Below are 18,819 nucleotides of genomic sequence, written 5' to 3'. Positions count from 1 at the left end.
GCGCCCGGCGTTATCGAGGCCGGATCAGGCGATGTCTTCGGCCGGGGCGTCCAGACCCATGGCGTTGAGACGCGCGTAGTAGCCGTTCTGTGCCAGCAGGTCGTCGTGGGTGCCACGCTCGACGATCCGGCCTTGATCCATGACCAGAATCAGGTCGGCCTTCTCGATGGTCGACAGACGGTGAGCGATCACCAGCGTGGTGCGGCCTTTCATCACTTGATCCAGCGCCGCCTGAATGTGCCGCTCCGATTCCGTGTCGAGTGCCGAGGTCGCCTCGTCGAGAATCAGCAACGGCGCGTTCTTGAGCAAGGCACGGGCAATCGCCAGACGTTGGCGCTGACCGCCGGAAAGCAGCACGCCGTTTTCTCCGACCTGGGTGTCCAGGCCTTGGGGCAGCTGCGCAATGAAGTCCATGGCGTAGGCATCACGCGCGGCTTTCTCGATGTCTTCGCGCGGCGCCCCGGCCAGATCGCCATAGGCGATATTGTTGGCCACGGTGTCGCTGAACAGCGTGACGTGCTGGGTAACCTGGGCAATATGACGCCGCAGATTGAGCAGCTTGTATTGCTCCACTTCCACGCCATCGATCAGGATTTCGCCCTTGTCGTGGTGATAGAAGCGCGGAATCAGGTTGGCCAGGGTCGACTTGCCGCTGCCCGAACGTCCCACCAGCGCCACCATTTGTCCCGGTTCGACCGAGAAGCTGATGTCATCGAGCACCTGACGCTCGGTGCCCGGATAGGTGAAGCTCAGGTTGCGTACATCGAGGCGACCGCTGACCGAGTCGCGCTCGATCGTGCCGGTATCGACTTCAGGCTCGACGTCCAGCTGCTCGAAAATGCTTTCGGCACCGGCCACGCCCTTCTGGATGGTCGAACTGACTTCGGACAACTGGCGGATCGGCTTGGGCAGCAGGCCCGCCAGCGTGATGTAGGCCACCATGTCACCGGCCGAAGCGTCGCCGCGAAGGTACAGCACAAGGAACATCAGGATCGCCATGGCGCTGTAGATCACCAGTTGCAGCATGGGCGTGTAGATAGCCCCGGTGCGGGTCATGCGCAGCTGCTTGTCGGTATTGCCCTGACTGGCATTGAGGAAACGTTTCTCTTCGTAGGCTTCGCCGCCAAAGCTGCGCACCACTCGATAGCCCTGGATGGTTTCCGACGCCACGTGGGTCACGTCGCCCATGGCCAGCTGGATTTTCTTGCTCTGCTTGCGGAATTTCTTGCTCGCGGTGCGCACCATGACGGCAATCAGCGGCAGGATCGCGACCATCACCAGCGTCAGCTTCCAGTTCATGAACAGCAGGGAGGCGAACAGGAAGATTACCGTCATGCCCTCACGGATTACGACCTTGATCGCATCTGTTGCCGCCCCCGTGACCATCGTCACGTTGAAGGTGATACGCGAAATCAGGTGACCGGAGTTATGCTTGTCGAAATAACGGTTGGGCAGGACCAGCAAGTTGTTGAACAACTGCACCCGCAGGTCATGCACCAGGCCGAGGGAAACCTTGGCCAGAAAATAGTTGCCCAGATAGGATCCCAGGCCCTGCCACGCGGCGATCAGGATGATCAGCAGCGGTACGGCCTGCAACAGCTGCAGATCGCGCAGGTAAGGCACGCTGGGGAACAGCACTGCCTCGGGATTGGACAGGCCGTCCACAAAGTACTTGAGGATGTAGCCGAGCATCGGCTGGGTCGAGGCAAAAATCAGAAAACCGACGATGCTGATCAGGAACAGACTGATGTACGGCCGGACATAGCCGAGCAGGCGGAAGTAGATTTTCAAGCTCGAAGGGCTTGCGGCGGGACTGGAGTCGGTCATATCACGCGAAAGTCGATAAAAAGGACGCTGACTTTAGCACAGCTTCTTCAGGGTTCTGGCAATCGGCCAAAGGCTGTTATTGTTAGGCGTCTTTTTCTGCGTCAAATAGCCATCATCGAAATGGCCGATCAACTTCAGGATTGAATCTCTCAGCATGCAACTTCGCGGCTTCAGCAGTACGTCCAATCGAATTTTCGACTTCATCAGCCTGTGGATACTTCCCGCCGGCTACTTCCTGCTCTTGTGCGCGCTGTTTTTCCTGCCGGGTCGCAGTGTTCTTCACAAGCTGTTTTACGGCTTGTTCAGCATTCCGACGCTGATTGCACTGTGCCTGCGCCCGCGGGAACTCAAGGAAATGCTGCGTGAGCCGGTGATCATTGCGCTGCTGCTGTTTGCCGCCTGGGCACTGCTGAGCCTTTGCTGGGGTCCGCAGGAAGAACCGATAAGCGGTATGTTCAAGCCCCCGCTGCATACCTTGATGCTGTTCGCCGGATGTGTCCTGCTGGTTCGCTACCGCAGCGACATTCTTTCGCCATTGTTGTTCGGCGCCGCGCTGGTGGCCCTGGTCGCAACGATCAGTTTCCTGATTCCATTCGTGCTCCACTCTGATCCCGGCGAGCGCCTGATCGGTGGTGGCGCGTTCGACAACCCTTTGCTCAGCTCCCATCTGTTCGGATTTTTCTGCGCCTATTGGCTCAGCCTGAGCATGACCTGCAAGAATCGCCGGCTGTACTGGCTCAGCATTCCCGCGATGCTGATCATGTTCATGGCCGTGATCGGAACCGGCTCGCGCACCCCGCTGATGGCGCTGACCATGGCGGCATTGTGGCTGAGCCTGATTTGCTGGAACCGTCGCTCGCTGGTGCTGCTGGGGGCATTGGTGGTCGGCGGCGCAACCACGTCGGTGCTGTTCTCGAAGATGATCATCGAACGCGGTGACTCCTACCGTTTCGAAATCTGGCAGCAAGCCCTGGAAAAAATCGCCGAACACCCATGGATCGGCCACGGCTACAACGCCACACTGGCGATTGATCCGGGTGTCGGTTACAGCTTCCAGGAACCCCACAGCTTTGCGCTGGGGGTGCTTTATTACGTCGGCATCCTCGGCATGCTGCCGTGGCTGTTTTTTCAGGCCTGGGGCTTGCTGAGCAGTTGGCGCCAGCGCGTGCAGCCGCTGCTGATCATCGCCTCGACCTGGCTGGTGTTCGGCATCGGTGCCGGGCTGACCGAGGGTGGCGGGATCATTTCGCGCCCCAAGGAGCACTGGTTCCTGCTGTGGATTCCTTTGGCGCTGATTGCAGCCCTGAGCATCAATCAACGGGCCCGACGCCTTTTGACAACGCCGGTACAGAAGCTTTCGGCATCCGCTCTGCAACAGCTCGGCAACGGCGCCCAGGTCATCGAGGAAGACGGACTCGGTCCGAAGGTCCTGCGTCTGGCCGATGGCAGCTTTCTCAAGCTGTTTCGCCGCCGTCGCTGGTACACCTCGGGCAGTTTCAACCCGTATTCCGAGCGGTTTGCCGTCAACAGCGAACAGTTGCGCCGGATGGGCATTCCCACGCCCCAGGTGCTGAACCTGTATCGCCTCGACGACGGCAGCAGCGCCGTGCATTACACGCCGCTGCCGGGCCACACTCTGCGCCAGGTCTTGCAGGGCATCACCGCGCCGGCAGTGCGACAGGCGCTGGTGGAACGTTTTGGCAAATTCATGGCCGGCCTGCATGAGCAGGGCGTGTATTTCCGCTCGCTGCATCTGGGCAATGTGCTGGTGCTGGAGGATGGCGAGTTCGGGCTGATCGATCTGGCCGACCTGCGGATCTACCCTTCGCCCCTCAGCCTGTCACTGCGTCAGCGTAATCTGCGCCACATGCAACGCTACACCGTCGACCGGCGCTGGCTGTTCGAGGATCACCTCGAGGCACTGCTCCAGGGGTATGCCGTAACGGCGTCGAAATCCGCCGTAGAGAATCTGCACAGGCAAGTGCTGGCCGGCAACGCGCCGGCTCGGGTTCATTGATGATTCAGACCAGTGCGTTCAGTGCGAGCGACAACGACCTCAGTCTTTCTCCAGCGGCAAAAACAGTAACCGGCCCAGCCCGCGCCAGGTCTTCTTGTTCCAGGCCTTGAAAGGAATCTGCGCCAGCAGCTCCCGCGCCAGTTTGCGGTCGCGGCTGGCGGTCTTCAGAAACATCGAATTGAGCGACTTGTAGCGCACTTCGTCGTACAGCGGATGATCGCTGAACCGCGCGTAGGTGCGCAGGATGTTTTCGATCATGAAACGGTGGTTCTTGTAGGAGTTGGTGGCGTGCTTGCGATAGCGCGCCATGACCACGTTCAACCCATCGATGAAGTACCCGGCGCGGGTCACTTTCAGTTCGATGTACAGATCCTCCAGACGAATCGTCGGATCGAACCCGCCCACCTTGTCCAGTGCTTCGCGGCGAATCATCAGGGTCGGCGCCGGCGGGTACGGCTTGCGCTCCAGAAACATGTCATCGAAATCCAGGCGCCGGAACGGTACGTCCCGGCGCTGACGCTTCTCCGGATAGAGATTGCCGTCGGCATCCATCAACTCGATGTTGCCGGCGCAGATGCCCACTTCCGGCTTGCCGTCCATGTAGGCGACCTGTGTCGCGATCCGGTCCGGGTACATGATGTCGTCGGAACCGAACGGCACGATCAGACTGCCCTTGGCCCGCGCGATCGCGCCATTGAGCGTATTGGTCAGGCCCTGATTCTGCTGCACCCGGAAATCGAAGCCGTGCTTTTCCTGCAAGGCCTGGATGCGCTCGACGCTATCGTCCTTCGAACCGTCATCGATCACCAGCAGCTCGATGTTCCGGTAGGTCTGATTGATGACACTGAGGATGCTTTCTTCGATGTACGGCCCGTGGTTGTAGGACGCGATGATGACGGTGACGAGGGGCTGGGCACCGCTCATGGCACTTGTATCGCTCATGGCTGTTCCTTGCGGGCCTGCTCCAGGCCGGAGTCGATCAGATTCAGGTATTCCTGGCGGAAAACCTCGATGTCGTGCTGTTCCTGCAAGTAGCGGTAAGCCTGCTCGCCCTTGGCCTTGAGCTCGTCATCCGACAGCGCGAGGTAGCTGTCCAGCGCCGCGACCAGGCTCGGTACGTCCTTGGGTGTGATTGACAAGCCACCGGCACCTTCGATCAGCGGCAACATGGCCGGCACGTTCGAGGCAATCACCGGCAGGTGCCCGCTCATGCCTTCCAGCAAGGCCAGACCGAGGCCTTCGGCCAGCGACGGCATGGTCCAGATATCGAACGCGCGCACGTATTGCAGAGCATTTTCCTTGAAGCCCAGCAGGTGCGCCCGGCCAGTCAGGCCCAACTGTTCGATCTCGGCGGCGAGCGGCGCCTGCAGGCGTCCGGCACCGATGATTGCCAGTTGAGTGTTCGGGTATTTGTCTTTGAGTTGGGCGAAAGCCTGCAACAGGTAAGTGTGGCCCTTGACCGACACCAGCCGCCCCAGTGCCCCGATCAGGCGCACATTCGGGTCGATGCCGAGCAATTCACGGGCACGCTCGCGGCTGTGCTGCAAACCCTCGGCCTGTTCGATGTCGATGGCGTTGGTGATGGCGTACGTGTTCTGGTCAGTGAAACCGCAATTGCAATCCAGCAGGTACTGCTTGACCGCTGGCGACACCCCGACGAACCGCCAGTGCCGATCGATCAGGCGCTGAGTCTGGCGACGACGGTAAAAGCGGTCGTACTCGCCGAAACCGTGGGAAATGCCGATGCACAGCGGCACCTTCAACCAGCGGTTGAGCGTCAGCATCATGTTCACCGGCTTGAAGCGGTTGCAGATCACCACGTCGAATTTCTCCCGACGGCAGAACTTGTACAGCTGCCACATCGCCCGCAGGCGCATGCCCTTGAGGGACTTGTCGGAAAACTCGAAATACACCGAACGGTCGGCACGGCTGACCGCCTCGCCCGGTCCGGGTTTGCCGCGCAGGAAGGCGGCGGTCACTTCGTAACGGTCGGTCGGCAGCGCCTTGACGATCTGTTCGGCGAGGTCGGCGAAATCATGGGATTTGACGTTGTAATCGGGCTGCAGCTGCAGCACCTTTGCGCGTTGACTCATACCTCTCCCCGGTGCGATGCCGTCGCCCCTGTTTCGCTCTGCTTCAGCACCCAGAACAACTCCTGGCGTCTGATTGCTTTGCGGAAAAATTCGTTCTCGCCATAAACCGACGGACGCCGACCGGCCAGCAGTCGCTGAAACAACCGGCGCAGGCGACGCTTGAACGGGGCCGGTGGCTGCAGGTCATGCATCATGCCCAGCGCCATGGCCTTGTCCCGTTGCAATTGGATCGACAGCGGCAGGCACAGCGGCTGCATCGCGAGGGTCGCATCGAACGTCGGCGGCAAGGCGATGCCCTGCCCGCTGTCGCCCATCGGCCAACGGTCGTTGTCGTGCAAGTGGTTGGCGTAACCGAGCAGCGTCGGCTGCCATTCGAGGCCGCGCAAGGCTTCCAGCACCGCCTCTTGGGCGCAGATGTGATCGGGATGCGGATCCAGCGTCGGGTGCGGCATCACGATCACATCCGGGCGCGCGCGGGACAGCACGTCACGCAGGTCGGCCAGCAGGTTGTTCCAGGTCGGCGCGCCGTCGGCATCGCCGGGCAGGACAAACGGATTCAGCTGACGGAACATCCGCGTGTCGCTCAGATCGGCTTCGCGCGAGCCAATGGGTTGATTCGGTGCAGCCTGCATCGCCGCCAGTTGCAGGCAGAAATACCCGAGCTGCATGCAGTGTTCCTGCGGCACGCCGGCCCAGCGCGGTACGGCCAGACTGTCCCAGGCGCGCAGACGCCCCTTGAGCCGCGCCGCCTCGACCTTGTTCAGGCCCATCCGTTGATAATGTTCGGCTTCGATCTCGCCGGCGGTCAGGGTCACGATCCAGGCTTCTTTGGCCTGGCTGTACAAACCGTAGGCAGCCAGTTCGGCATCGTCGGCGTGAGGCGCGATGACCATCACCCGCTGCTGGCGGTAGTCCGGTTGTTCCAGCGCCCACAGCACCGGCTCGCCGGACACCCGGCAAAAGCGCCCGCGCAGACGCAACTGGCCTTGCGACAGGGCCTGCGCCTGGCCGCTGAGGTTCAGATAACGCAGGCCGTTAACGCCGCGTTCGAACGTCTGCGCGTCGGGATGGGTGCCCCCGACCAACTCGATCCGAGGATCGAAGAAGCGTCCCAGCCAGCTGCTTTTGACCTTCACGGCGAGGATCAGCGTGGCGTCGTCCACCAGCATCACACCTTCGTCGAGGCGCAACTGTTCGCCGTTCAGATGCACCTTGGGCTGCGGAGTGAAGGGCGGAAAGCTGTATTGGTAATCGTCTTTCGGCGAATAGAACAGGTGATCGGCGAACCACGCCTCATGGGCAATCCAGCCAATGACCGCCAGCACCAGCGGCAGCCACCAGGCCACCAGCAAGCCAAGGGCGATCAACACGATCAGTGCGATCAGCAGGCCGATTCGTTTATTGCGCCGGTGACGCTTGAGCAGTTGCTGTTTGCGGCTCATGGGTTGACTCATACGGTGAAGACCGGCACAGGATTGCACCAGCGATCCTTGTATTCACGGTCGGCGCGACCGAAGGAAAAGCGCAGCGGCTTGTTCAGGGCCCGGGCATGTTCCCAGGCAGATTGCGTATTGAGGAAACTCAGGACGCTGCCGGGGCTGAATTCGCGGGTTTCAGGGTCGACGCCGCCGTTGATGTACTCGACGCTGATCCACTCCGGGGCTTCGACGCGGTACACCAGTTGGATGGCGATCGGCGCGTCGTTGAGGAAGATCACCGAACCGATCAACAACTCGCGCAGCAGTTCGATGACTTCGGCCATGCGCCCCGCACCTGTGGCCGGGAAACCCCAGCGGCGCTGGAACAGGTCGCAGTAGACCGCCGCCAGCTCCGCACTGGAGAAGTCGCTGACCGGCCGCACCACGCCGCCCGCCTCTTCCAGCAGGCGCAGTTCACGGCGCTGGTTGTAGCGAAACTTCTTCGACAGTTCTTCGGGGGTACGGGCCATGGCCAGTTGTTCGGTCTGCAACTTGAGGCCGCTGAAGCGGTTTTCGTTGAGCGCCGACAGGTAGCGCCCGCGATGGCGCAGCGGGGCCTGGGCATCGGCGGCGGCCGGCAGGATCAGCTCGGCGTTGCCAAGATCGAACAGGCCTTTCTTGCCGTTGCGCTTGAGCACGTCCTTGGACAAGGCCAGGTCGCGGCCCCAGGTCGGGATTGCGGCTTTGATTTCGCCCTGCTGCTCCCACGCCAGATAGCGCACCGGGATGCCGGCCAGATTCGCCAGCCGCTCGACCACCATGGGATGAGTCGCGACGCTGCCGCCAAAACGCTGCCAGGCCTGTGCATAAGTTGAGGCGTCAACGGGCGACCAGCCACGTTCGCGCCAGCCTTGAAATCGGTTGAGCATCAGCCCCTCGGTGCCAGATCGGTAACTTGCGGCAAATGCCAGAACGTGTCGCGTACGGCTCGATCGGAGAAGCGCTCACGCAGGCGGTCGAACATCATCTCGGCGCACTGACGACGCTGCTGCTCGTCCATGCCGGCCAGATGTTTCAAGCCTTGGGCCAGATGCTCGGCGTCACCCAGCGGAAACAGGATCCCGACGCCTTCGACCACTTCCTTCGCCCCGCCGCACGCCGTGGCCAGCAACGGCACGCCGGCAGCCATGGCCTCCAGCAGCACCATGCCAAACGGCTCATTGTCGGAACTCAGGGCAAACACATCGAACGCCCGGAAGTAATTGCGCGCGTCCGGCACCTGGCCGAGAAACAGCACCCGATCCCCGACGCCCAGCTCACGGGCAAGTGTCTTGAGTTCATCCTCAAGCCGCCCCTCGCCGAGAATCACCAATTGGCTATTGGCCGGCAGACCGGGCAGCGCTGCGGCAAAACCGTGCAGCAGCGTGGCCTGATCCTTGTCCGGGTGCAGACGACCGACATTGCCGACAATGAAGGCATCCGCCGACAGACCAAGGGTTTCGCGGGCTTCACGGGCGGACACCTGACTCATCTGCAACGCGGAGATATCGATGCGGTTGTAGAGGGTCTGGATGCGCGCTGCCGGCCATTTCGGCAGGCAACGGCGCATGTCGTCCCGCACCGCATCGGACACGCCGAGCAGGCTCAGACGCTTGCGGCAAATGTGCGCAAAGAGTTTGCGCGTGCCGCGTTGGTAATCGCCAAACGCGTGATGCACGCCAATCACCGGCAGCGAAGTACCGAGCAAGGCGATGTAGATCGGCTTGAAACGATGGGCGATGCAGAAACTGAAATTGCGGGAAGCGGCGATCTTGCGCAGATCGCCGATGGCGCCCAGCTTCAGGCCACGAATGGCCTTGGAGCTGTATTCCATGAACAACACTTCATCGGAGGCGCAGGCTGCGGCCACCTCGCTATCGGCGGCCCCGGTCAGAAAGACCGTGGTCACCCGATAACCGGTACCCGCGAACAGGCTGGCGTACTGCCGCGCGCAGTCCAGGAACGGCCCGTCATAGCCGTGGGAGAACTGCAGCACATGGCGTTCAGCCGAGCGTGTCATAAGCGTTTGCGCCTTCTTTGACCACCAGGATGTCTTCCATGATCAGGTATTGCAGATCCGAGCCGAAAAACATGTTCAGTGCGTCGGTCGGCGAGCAGATCATCGGTTCGCCACGGCGGTTGAGCGAAGTGTTCAGGGACACGCCGTTGCCGGTCAGCACTTCCAGCGCCTTCATCATGTCATAGTAGCGCGGGTTGTATTCGCGCTTGAGCACCTGGGCCCGGGACGTGCCGTCTTCGTGGACGACTTCCGGCACGCGGGTTTTCCACTCTTCCGCCACTTCGAAGGTGAAGGTCATGAACGGCGCCGGGTGATCGATCTTGATCATCTGTGGCGCAACGGTGTCGAGCATCGACGGGCAGAAAGGCCTCCAGCGCTCGCGGAACTTGATCTGGTGGTTGATGCGGTCAGCCACGCCAGCCACGCTCGGGCAACCGATGATCGAACGACCGCCCAGCGCGCGCGGACCGAACTCCATGCGGCCCTGGAACCAGGCCACCGGGTTGCCATCGACCATGATTTTGGCGATCTGCTCCGGCATGTTGTCAAGCTTGCGCCAGGTCGGCTTGTTCTCGTGACGGGCACATGCGGCGATCACGTCTTCGTTGCTGTACGACGGGCCGAGGTAGACGTGTTCCATCTTCTCGACCGGCACGCCACGGGCGTTGGACACATAGGCCGCTGCGCCGACTGCGGTGCCGGCATCGCCGGAGGCAGGCTGCACGAACAGTTCCTTGACGTCGTCGCGGGCGATGATTTTCTGGTTGAGCTTGACGTTCAACGCACAGCCACCGGCATAGGCCAGTTTGCCGGTTTCCTTGAGCACGTCGCCCAGGTAGTAGTCGATCATCTGCAGCGCGATTTTTTCGAACAGCGCCTGAATGCTGGCAGCGTAGTGGATGTACGGCTCGTCGGCGATGTCGCCTTCGCGCTTCGGACCCAGCCACTCGATCAGCTTCGGCGAGAAGTAGTAACCCTTGCCCTTCTCTTTATAGCGACGCAGGCCGATCACGTTGGCGTAGTCGGTGTTGATCACCAGCTCGCCGTTTTCGAACGAAGCCAGGCGCGAGAAATCGTATTTGCTGGCGTCGCCGTACGGCGCCATGCCCATGACCTTGAACTCGCCGTCGAGCATGTCGAAACCGAGGAACTCGGTGATCGCGCCGTAGAGGCCGCCGAGGGAGTCCGGATCGAAGAATTCCTTGATCTTGTGGATCTTGCCGTTCTCGCCATAACCGAAGAAGGTCGTGGCGTACTCGCCCTTGCCGTCGATGCCGAGGATCGCGGTTTTCTCTTTGAAACCCGAGCAGTGGTAGGCGCTGGAAGCGTGGGCCAGGTGGTGTTCAACCGGTTCGATCTTGATTTTCTTCGGATCGAAGCCCAGTTGCTCCAGGCACCAGACGATTTTGTTGCGATAGCGCTTGTAGCGACGGTTGCCCATCAGGATCGCGTCGAGTGCGCGGTCCGGGGCGTACCAGTAACGCTTGGCGTACTGCCAGCGGGCCTTGCCGAAAATGCTGATCGGGGCGAACGGAATCGCGACCACGTCAACGTCGGACGGCTTGATGGCAGCCTGCTCCAGGCAGAACTTCGCCGATTCGTAGGGCATGCGGTTCTTTGCATGTTTATCGCGTACGAAGCGCTCTTCCTCAGCCGCCGCGACCAGCTTGCCGTCGATGTACAAGGCTGCTGAAGGATCATGGCTAAGGGCGCCGGACAGGCCAAGAATCGTCAATGCCACAGGGGTCTAGCCTCTTTAGTCTGCATTCAGGCGCGATGCGCCTTGAAAAATGATGTGCCCTCGCACCGGGCGAGAGACAGCTAAAGGGCGGGATTATAGCAAGGAATGTCAATGACGCTGACATCGGATTGAGCGTCGCGAAAGCCGGCGAATGGACGCGCATCCAAGCAGCGCTCAACCTGCGCGTAACCAAACCGATGGCTGATGCTCACTTGGCCTTTTCTACGACCAAAAATGTCGCCCGCTATATAAAAAAAATAAAAAATCATTATTAAAAAACAAAAAAAGAATATAGCCAACTGTCAAATCTGACAGTAGATAAACCTTCCCACACCTACCATCCTGAACACTCGGCAAGACATCATAAATACGAGCAGAGGGCTAACACCATGAAAGATAAAATATATAGCGAAAGAACGTTCGGCTTTTTCAGTGAAAAAAATCAATTAATTTCTCCAAGTACCACCCCATCCAATACTTCACTCGAACTTCCCGTACTCGCGTATAGAGCCTTCGCGACAAACGCCTTGCATTTATTCCACGGATCCCATTGGGGCGTTGTCCTTCCAATGGAGGTAGTACTGAACCTGCGGGTAGTAATGCCCGTCAGCACTCGAAAATCCGACGCTGGAAGCCTGATATATGTGCGCTGGTCAGCTGATGATGGCTCCGCCGAATATACGTCGACGCCACTCCCGGTTTCGATCCCCGGTAACGTCGAGCTGATCGAAATCCCCCCGAGCGAAATAAAAAAATTCGAACTAAAGACGCTAAAAATAAGCTATGCCTTTATTAAAGATGGCCATGAAACGCTGTCTCCCGAGTTACCGATAACTGTGGCGCCACAGTTACTTTACAAGCCAGCCATTATCGAGGGAGTGACTGACAACACATTAAAAATCTCAGACCACCCTCATGGCCTGACCACAACTATTCCTGCCATCAAAAACTTGCGGGAATACAACGCCATCTCAATGAACTGGATGGTATTTGACCAGAACCTTTTACTTTTCTCACATTCAGAAACAGTTCTCACCACCAATCCGGACAGCGATTGTCTTTTCCATATACCTGTCCATGCATACTCGCCTTATCAAGGCTTCAGCTGCACAGCCTTATATGAAATCTGGTTAGGCGCGGAGCTGGATCCAAGCTTGAGATGGAGTACAGGCGTTATCGAATTTGGATTAATTTAACCCTTTCGTGACAAGCCATGACTACGAATCGCTGGGACAGCGGCGCAGATCAGTTATGGCCTCTACGCCAGTAAATACTGAGGTTGCCATCGCTGGCCTGACGATAGATCGTATAAGGCAGGCAAGCCGTATCGAATACCCCGGAAAGAGTCATGTCGAGCAGGACGACAGGCACCAGAATGCCAGTGGGATCAGGGGGCGCGTGCAACAGGCAGAAGTCGTGGGCGAGCCCGCTGTAGATGCGCGGGATCGACTGACAGTAGGTCTTCTGTTTGCGCAGGCTGCGCGTAGCAGCCTCGTCGTCCTGCAGCACAGTGACGGCGGTGCCGCAGCCAGACAATGCCAGGGAAAATGCGCCAATGGTAATAGCCGTTTTGATGGTCAAGATTTGCCCTCCGGGAACGTCGGGGCAAACTAGCATCGGAGGCTTATACGGGGCAGTTCATGGGTTCTGGTAAGGCCGTAGGACAAATCACAAGAATTTGTCGTCACATGCCTTACCCGATTTCCATTGCAGAAACGTCTTACCGGCTTGCGAAATAAATCACACAGCGCCCGATGCATCCTTGGGCAAACGCTGATCGATCACCTGATACAGCGCACTGCTCTCGGGCCAGTTGCGCATGAACCGCGCGCGATCCCGGGCATAGGCTGGAGCAAAGCTGCCCGCCGAACCGTGCTGGCACATCGAATCCAGATCGATCAGCGCCCAGCGATCCTCATGCCAGAACAGGTTGTGGCCCTTGAAATCGCCATGACTGATGCGCTCGGCAATCAACCGCGCAAACAGCTGATCCAGCGCCTGCAACTCGGCTTCCGGCGCTGCGCCGCTCTCAACATACGGCGCAAAGCGCTCGATGATGTCAGGCCCGGGCAGGTACTCGGTGATCAGATACGCCTTGCTGCGCAGCCAGAAAAACCGGGTTTCCAGCACCGCCAGCGGTTTGGGCGTGGCGATACCGAGGAACGCGAGGCGATTACCCTCGCGCCAGGAATGCCAGGCGCGGCTCGGGCGCCAGAAGCGCTTGAGCCAATGAGCAAACCCTTTGATGTTGTAACGTTTGATCACCAGCGCACGCCCGGCCACTTCGATCTTGCCGACGCTCGCCGCGCCGCCGGTTTTGTACAAATGACCCTGATCGAGCAAGGCATCGGCCTGCTCCAGCACCGGCAGCATCGCGGACTCTTCCTCGCGGCGAATCGAGCGCAGAGCAAATGCACCACGCTTGACGCTGAACAGCGTGCATTCACGACCGACCTTGATCAGGTAATCCTTCAAGCGCCAGGCGCGCACCTTGTCGATCTGCTTTTGCAGGGCTTCCAGCGGCAGCGCGTGCTCGCTGTTGCTCAGCAGGTAATACACCAGCAATTCTTCGGTGAACGGCTCGAGCGACTTGGGCAACTGGGCGAAAAACACCCCGAGGTTTTCCAGCACTTTCTGCCGTGACAACGGCTGGCCGGCAGTTTCCACACGGATACCGGCGCCGTCGATCAGATAAAGTTGGCCGCCGTGGCGCAGCAGGTTGTCCAGATGCAGGTCTTCCTGCCACAGGCCTTTGCCGTGCAATTGACCGATGGCGCCAAGCGCTTCGGCCAGCACCGCCGATTGTTCGTCGGCCAGCACCGGCAGGGATTCGACCTTGCTCCAGGCATCGCCCAGACTCTCGGCGCCTTCAAGGAACTCGAACAGCAACCAGCCGCCTTCGCCATCCTTCAGACCATCAGCCAGCAGCAACGGCGTGGTCATGCCCTGGGCGGCGAGCAGCTTCACCCCTTCCAGCTCACGCTGAAAATGTCGCGCGGCCTTGTTGCCGACCAGTAACTTGGCCAGCACCGGACGCCCGCGCCACACACCGGCACCGACGTAACGCTGCCCCGGCAACACGCGCAACAGACTCAGCAATTGCAAGTCCGCTGGACCGGCCGCATCGGCGAGGGCTACCGACAGTGGCAGTTGCGGGGTTCGCCCGACACCGGTCAGCTCGGACAGCTGCATCAGCGGGTCTCCTTGTGGCTACGTCGTGCGGTCAGCCGGGCGAGCCAGCTGTCGAGCAGCGAGCTGTCGGCGGGCTGATCGAGGTAAGCCGCCAGCAACTCACGCAATTGCGCGTCGCTCCACTCCGGTGCGCGGCGTTGCAGCGGCTCCAGGTCCTTGATCCGGTCACGCATGCCGAACAATAACGGTCGGGTTTTTTCCAGGTCGATCAGTTGCGCCTGGTACTCGTCACCGTTGGCCCGCAGAAAAATGTGCTTGGGATAGAAACAGCCATGCACCTGGCGTACGCCGTGCAGATACCGAGCCAGCAGCCCGCAGGCCTTGAGGATCGCCGTTTGTTGCGTTGCACCGAGTTGCGACCAGCGCGCCAGCAGCGACTCAAGGTCGCTCCAGCCATCCAGCGCGCGAGTCAGCAGGATCGCGCGGATTTCGCCGTCGACTTTGCGCTCACCGAAAAAAGCCGCTTGCAGCGCAGGAATGCCGAGTTTGCGATATCGGCTGATATTGCGAAATTCGCGGGCAAAACTGGGTTCGCCGAACGGCGCATGCAAGGTGCGGGTCAGGTAATTGCTCTGGCGCTTGAGGTAGTAACCCTGGCCTTCCAGTTCCAGACGAAACACGCTGCTCCAGCCGCCACGGGCGGTGTTGGGTTCATCTACAGCCTCAAGCTGCTTGGCCCACAGGGCGTCAAAAGTGCCTAGACCGTGGCGCTCAAGCAGTGCACGGTCTTCTTCGGCGAGAAAATCAGTCATTCGCGTCCCTCGAAAAATCTCACCACGTGGCGAATCCGTTGCTTGTCGGCGGCATTCAGCCGGTCACGCTGGCGGTATTGCAGGTAGAAGCGCAGGCGCTGGGTGTTCGACAGGTGATACTTGGCCACCTTGTCGAGGCAGGCCAGATCCTTGGTGATCCGGTACTTGAGCCAGAAACCGCGCCAAAAATCGCCGTTCGGGCAGTCGATCAGATACAACTGCGCCTGATCGTCGATCAGCAGGTTGCGCCACTTCAGATCGTTATGGGTAAAGCGATGGTCGTGCATGACCCGGGTGTAACCAGCCAGTTGCCGGCTGACGCCATCGACCCAGGCGCGATCCTTGAGCTTGGGATCGTTGCGTTCGGCCAGTGCCGACAGGTCTTCGGTGCGCGGCAGTTCACGGGTAATCATCGCCCCGCGATCGTAGGCCATGCCGTTGCGCTCCAGGCCCCACGCCACCACCTCGGCAGTGGGAATGCCCCACTTGGCAAAGCGCTTGAGGTTCTGCCATTCCATCTTCACCCGGGGCTTGCCCAGGTAACGGCGCAAGCCCTTGCCGGCGCCGGAGTAGCGTTTGACGTAATAGTTGACGCCGTTGCGCTGCACGCGAATGACTTCGGACAACGGGTCGCGGGTCAGACGCTCGCCTTCAAGCGCAAACACCGCTTCAAGGCTGCCGAAATCCGCTGCGAGATCGTTGTATTCGGGCTCAAGATTCCAACCCGCCATCAGAGCGCATCCCCGTATCGCTGCTTGCGCTCGTAGAGCTTGTTGGCCTTGCCTTCGAGCCAGTTCAGCAACGGTGCTTCTTCAGCCAGGATCCGGCGCAGCGGTTGCTGGAAATAGCCCTTGAGGAAGCGCAGCTTGTCGCGGCGGGTCAGGCCGATGTCCAGCGCGGAAAAATACAGCGCCGCCAGATCCTTGTCGCGCCAGCGCCGGGTGATCGCCGGATGGGTCTGGGCGCGGTGCAGGTCGATCACCGAGAGTTTGAAATCTTCCGGGGTCACCGGCTTGTCGGTGTGCAGCAGAAAGTGGCAGATGTAGCAGTCGCGGTGGTTGACCCCGGCGCGGTGCATCATGCCGGTCATGCGCGCGACCTCGGCGATCAGCGCCCGCTTGAGTCTTGGCTGCGGCGGTTGCTTGACCCAGTCGATGCTGAAGTCTTCCAGACTGATGGTCGGTGCCAGCTCTTCGGTGACGATGAACGAATGCTGATCCGCCGGGTTGCTGCCCTTCTCGCCGTACGCAACGGCGGTCATGGTCGGCACGCCGACTTCCTGCAAGCGCTGGATGGCTTTCCATTCCTGGCCCGCGCCGAGCACCGGCAGCTTGGCGGTCAGCAGGTTCTTGAAGATCTCGCCCCAACCGATGCCCCGGTGGATCTTGACGAAAAAGCCATTGCCGTCGACTTCCGTGCGCAACGTCCGGCGGGCTTCCAGCTCGCGGTACACCTCGCCCTGCAAGCCCTCGACCTCGGCGAACGGATCGCGTCCGGCCCACAGGCTCTTGAACGGTTCAGCCAGCATCAACTTCATTTAAGCGTGCTCCGCCAGAATCACATCGGCCGCGTGCTGCGGCATGCTGTAGAGGTCGGCCGTCTCGGCGAAGGCCAGACCGTTGCGGCTCCAGGCCGCCCGTGCAGCGTCGTCGTTCAACATGTCAGTCAGGTATTGCGCCAGTTGCGCCTGATCGAACGGCTCGTCCAGCACCCGCCCGGCACCGGCCTCGGCGATGTAATGGGCGTAACCGCAGACCGCGCTGACCAGCACCGGCAACCCGGCGACCAGCGCTTCAAGCAGCACCGTACCGGTGTTTTCGTTGTACGCCGGGTGGATCAACAGATCGGCGCCGAGCAGGAAACGCGGGATATCGCTGCGCCCCTTGAGGAACGTCACGTTGTCGCCCAGGCCCAGCGTCGCACTCTGCATCTGGAACAATTTGGGGTCATCCTGGCCGATTACAAACAGCCGGGTGCGTTTCTTCAGATCGGCAGGCAAGGCGGCCAGCGCTTTCAGGCTGCGATCGACACCCTTGGTCTTGAACCCGGAACCGATCTGCACCAGCAGCAGTTCGTCGTCCTTCAGATTGAATTCGGCGCGGAAACCGGCGCGAATCCGGTCGGCATCCGCAGGGCGTCGACGGTCCTGGGCGATGCCCGGCGGCAGCAGGTGGAAGCGTTCCAGCGGCGTGTCGTAATACTTGATGAACAACGGCTGCTGCACTTCGGAAATCATCAGCACTTCGGTCTTCGCGTCTTTGGCGAACACTGCACGCTCGTATTCGGCGAAGTGGCGGTAGCGGCCCCAGCGGCGATACAGCGAATGGCGCAGGTTCTGCGCCTTGTCTTCGAAGCAGCCGTCGGCGGCGTAGTAGACGTCCAGCCCCGGCATTTTGTTGAAGCCGATCAGGCGATCCACCGGACGCTTGGCCAGGTCCGCCTCCATCCACGCGCTGAGTTTTTCATTGCGCCGATGATTGAAGAACGCCTTGACCGGCGCCACCAGCACTTCGAAACCGGGCGGCACGTCGCCTTCCCAGATCAGGGTGTAGACGCGAATTTGATGGCCGCGCTTCTGGCATTCGAGGGCGATGCGCATGAAGTCGCGCTGCAAACCGCCGAACGGGAAATATTTGTACAGGACAAAAGCCAATTGCATCAGCGCAGCTCCTCAGCCATCAACAACGTGCTCAGTCGGCTGGCAACACGCTCGGGATTCAGACGCGTGAAGCACAGGGGCCACTCGCGTTTCAGGTCAAACTGACGGGCATCCTGCGCGGTCGGTTGATACGTACATTTCTTTTGCAGGCACGGCGCGCACGGGAAATCGCTGCCGAGGTGAATCTGCAGCTTGCCGTAGGCGCCGGTCAGGCCCGGATTGGTCGGGCCGAACAGGGAAATCGTCGGCACGTCCAGTGCTGCAGCGAGATGGCCGAGACCGGTGTCCACCGCGACGCAGGCCTGGGCACCAGCGAGCACCTTGCCGACCCCGGCCAGGTTCAGCTTCGGCAGTACTTCGGCATGTTTGAAACCGGCGGCGATGCGCTCGGCCCGGGCCTTCTCCAGCGGGTTGCCCCACGGCAACTTGATCCCGACGCCGAGGTAACCGACCCGTTCGGTCAGCTCGCGCCAGTAGGCTTCCGGCCAGTGTTTGGTGTCCCAGGTGGTGCCGTGGAGGAACACCACATAAGCATTCTTGCGCGGCAGTTCGACCAGACGCTCGACGTTGAGGCCGTAATCGCCCAGGCCTTTGGGCAAGTCATAACCCAAAGCAATCGCGAACAACTGGCGCACACGCTCGACAGCATGCTGCCCACGGGCCACCGCCAGCTTGCGGTCATAAAAGCGCGCGGCGATCGGTTCGCGGGCCGAGCCCTTGTCGAGACCGGCCACCGGGGCTTTGACGTAGCGGGTCAGCCAGGCGCTTTTCAGCAGGCCCTGAGCGTCGATCACCAGGTCATATTTGTTCGCCCGAACGGACTGCTTGAAGCGCTTCCATTCGCCGCTGGTGATGGTTTTCCAGATATTTTTGCGCCAGCGGCGGATCGCCACCGGAATCACTTTGCCTACGGCCGGGTGCCAGGTCGGAATCTCGGCGAAACCTTCTTCCACCACCCAGTCGAACTTGATCCCGGGAATCGCCCGGGCGGCGTCGGTCAGCGCCGGCAATGCGTGAATCACGTCGCCCAGCGATGAAGTCTTGATCAGCAATACCCGCAA

General features: G+C 60.5%; 16 protein-coding genes. 2 read left to right on the top strand and 14 right to left on the bottom strand.

Annotation, left to right across the window (positions count from 1 at the left end):
* Positions 1 to 24: 24 nt before the first annotated feature.
* The gene (msbA, locus tag ACTJK7_RS04430) at positions 25 to 1,827 is read right to left on the bottom strand and encodes a lipid A export permease/ATP-binding protein MsbA (RefSeq protein ID WP_064382893.1); all 1,803 of its coding nucleotides are present in this window, start codon (positions 1,825 to 1,827) and stop codon (positions 25 to 27) included.
* Positions 1,828 to 1,981: 154 nt separating this feature from the next.
* On the opposite strand from msbA, the gene ACTJK7_RS04425 reads away from it, so the two are divergent.
* Positions 1,982 to 3,844, top strand: coding sequence for a bifunctional O-antigen ligase/aminoglycoside phosphotransferase family protein (locus ACTJK7_RS04425; RefSeq protein WP_108559274.1), 1,863 nt, complete (start codon positions 1,982 to 1,984; stop codon positions 3,842 to 3,844).
* A 39-nt stretch (positions 3,845 to 3,883) separates the two neighbouring features.
* Here the strand turns inward: ACTJK7_RS04425 and ACTJK7_RS04420 are convergent, their stop codons facing one another.
* Genes ACTJK7_RS04420 through ACTJK7_RS04395 form a run of 6 tightly spaced genes read right to left on the bottom strand, consistent with a single transcriptional unit; the run spans position 3,884 to position 11,155 of the window.
* The gene (locus ACTJK7_RS04420) at positions 3,884 to 4,768 is read right to left on the bottom strand and encodes a glycosyltransferase (RefSeq protein ID WP_108563635.1); all 885 of its coding nucleotides are present in this window, start codon (positions 4,766 to 4,768) and stop codon (positions 3,884 to 3,886) included.
* A gap of 14 nt (positions 4,769 to 4,782) precedes the next feature.
* A complete protein-coding gene (locus tag ACTJK7_RS04415; RefSeq protein WP_108559272.1) occupies positions 4,783 to 5,937 on the bottom strand; it encodes a glycosyltransferase family 4 protein in 1,155 nt (384 codons plus the stop codon).
* Positions 5,934 to 7,379 (bottom strand): PIG-L family deacetylase, encoded by a 1,446-nt coding sequence (locus ACTJK7_RS04410; protein ID WP_108563634.1) that lies wholly within the window; start codon positions 7,377 to 7,379, stop codon positions 5,934 to 5,936. The genes ACTJK7_RS04415 and ACTJK7_RS04410 overlap by 4 nt, the downstream gene beginning before the upstream one ends.
* Positions 7,380 to 7,387: 8 nt before the next feature.
* Positions 7,388 to 8,284 (bottom strand): antimicrobial resistance protein Mig-14, encoded by an 897-nt coding sequence (locus ACTJK7_RS04405; protein ID WP_085654397.1) that lies wholly within the window; start codon positions 8,282 to 8,284, stop codon positions 7,388 to 7,390.
* Positions 8,284 to 9,414: a glycosyltransferase gene (locus ACTJK7_RS04400; protein ID WP_064382888.1), complete on the bottom strand. Its 1,131-nt coding sequence runs from the start codon at positions 9,412 to 9,414 to the stop codon at positions 8,284 to 8,286. The genes ACTJK7_RS04405 and ACTJK7_RS04400 overlap by 1 nt, the downstream gene beginning before the upstream one ends.
* The gene (locus ACTJK7_RS04395) at positions 9,398 to 11,155 is read right to left on the bottom strand and encodes a carbamoyltransferase family protein (RefSeq protein WP_440779979.1); all 1,758 of its coding nucleotides are present in this window, start codon (positions 11,153 to 11,155) and stop codon (positions 9,398 to 9,400) included. Before ACTJK7_RS04395 ends, ACTJK7_RS04400 begins: the two co-directional genes overlap by 17 nt.
* A gap of 389 nt (positions 11,156 to 11,544) precedes the next feature.
* Between ACTJK7_RS04395 and ACTJK7_RS04390 the strand changes: the two genes are divergently transcribed.
* Complete coding sequence (locus tag ACTJK7_RS04390; RefSeq protein ID WP_159085197.1) at positions 11,545 to 12,351, top strand: hypothetical protein; 807 nt, start codon at positions 11,545 to 11,547, stop codon at positions 12,349 to 12,351.
* Between the two features lie 49 nt (positions 12,352 to 12,400).
* Here ACTJK7_RS04390 and ACTJK7_RS04385 read toward each other — a convergent pair whose 3' ends face one another.
* From ACTJK7_RS04385 to waaC, 7 genes are all read right to left on the bottom strand, one after another.
* Positions 12,401 to 12,736 carry a YceK/YidQ family lipoprotein gene (locus ACTJK7_RS04385; RefSeq protein ID WP_108563633.1) on the bottom strand — a complete coding sequence of 112 codons (336 nt, stop codon included), beginning with the start codon at positions 12,734 to 12,736 and terminating at the stop codon, positions 12,401 to 12,403.
* 159 nt (positions 12,737 to 12,895) lie between these two features.
* Positions 12,896 to 14,347, bottom strand: coding sequence for a lipopolysaccharide kinase InaA family protein (locus ACTJK7_RS04380; RefSeq protein ID WP_323150984.1), 1,452 nt, complete (start codon positions 14,345 to 14,347; stop codon positions 12,896 to 12,898).
* Positions 14,347 to 15,099, bottom strand: a complete 753-nt coding sequence (locus ACTJK7_RS04375) for a lipopolysaccharide kinase InaA family protein (protein ID WP_085654400.1) — start codon at positions 15,097 to 15,099, stop codon at positions 14,347 to 14,349. The genes ACTJK7_RS04380 and ACTJK7_RS04375 overlap by 1 nt, the downstream gene beginning before the upstream one ends.
* Positions 15,096 to 15,830, bottom strand: coding sequence for a lipopolysaccharide kinase InaA family protein (locus ACTJK7_RS04370; RefSeq protein WP_440779980.1), 735 nt, complete (start codon positions 15,828 to 15,830; stop codon positions 15,096 to 15,098). Before ACTJK7_RS04370 ends, ACTJK7_RS04375 begins: the two co-directional genes overlap by 4 nt.
* Entirely contained in the window at positions 15,830 to 16,636 is an 807-nt protein-coding gene (gene rfaP / locus ACTJK7_RS04365; protein ID WP_440779982.1) for a lipopolysaccharide core heptose(I) kinase RfaP, read from the bottom strand. The genes ACTJK7_RS04370 and rfaP overlap by 1 nt, the downstream gene beginning before the upstream one ends.
* Positions 16,637 to 17,758, bottom strand: coding sequence for a glycosyltransferase family 4 protein (locus tag ACTJK7_RS04360; RefSeq protein ID WP_440779983.1), 1,122 nt, complete (start codon positions 17,756 to 17,758; stop codon positions 16,637 to 16,639).
* A complete protein-coding gene (waaC, locus tag ACTJK7_RS04355) occupies positions 17,758 to 18,819 on the bottom strand; it encodes a lipopolysaccharide heptosyltransferase I (RefSeq protein WP_074689605.1) in 1,062 nt (353 codons plus the stop codon). Before waaC ends, ACTJK7_RS04360 begins: the two co-directional genes overlap by 1 nt.

Origin of the sequence: Pseudomonas sp. 22085, assembly GCF_052045815.1 — a bacterium.
In the GTDB taxonomy this organism is placed as follows: domain Bacteria; phylum Pseudomonadota; class Gammaproteobacteria; order Pseudomonadales; family Pseudomonadaceae; genus Aquipseudomonas; species Aquipseudomonas glycinae.
Note: the sequence above shows the minus strand (reverse complement) of the source record. Positions and strands in the feature narration are given on the sequence as shown.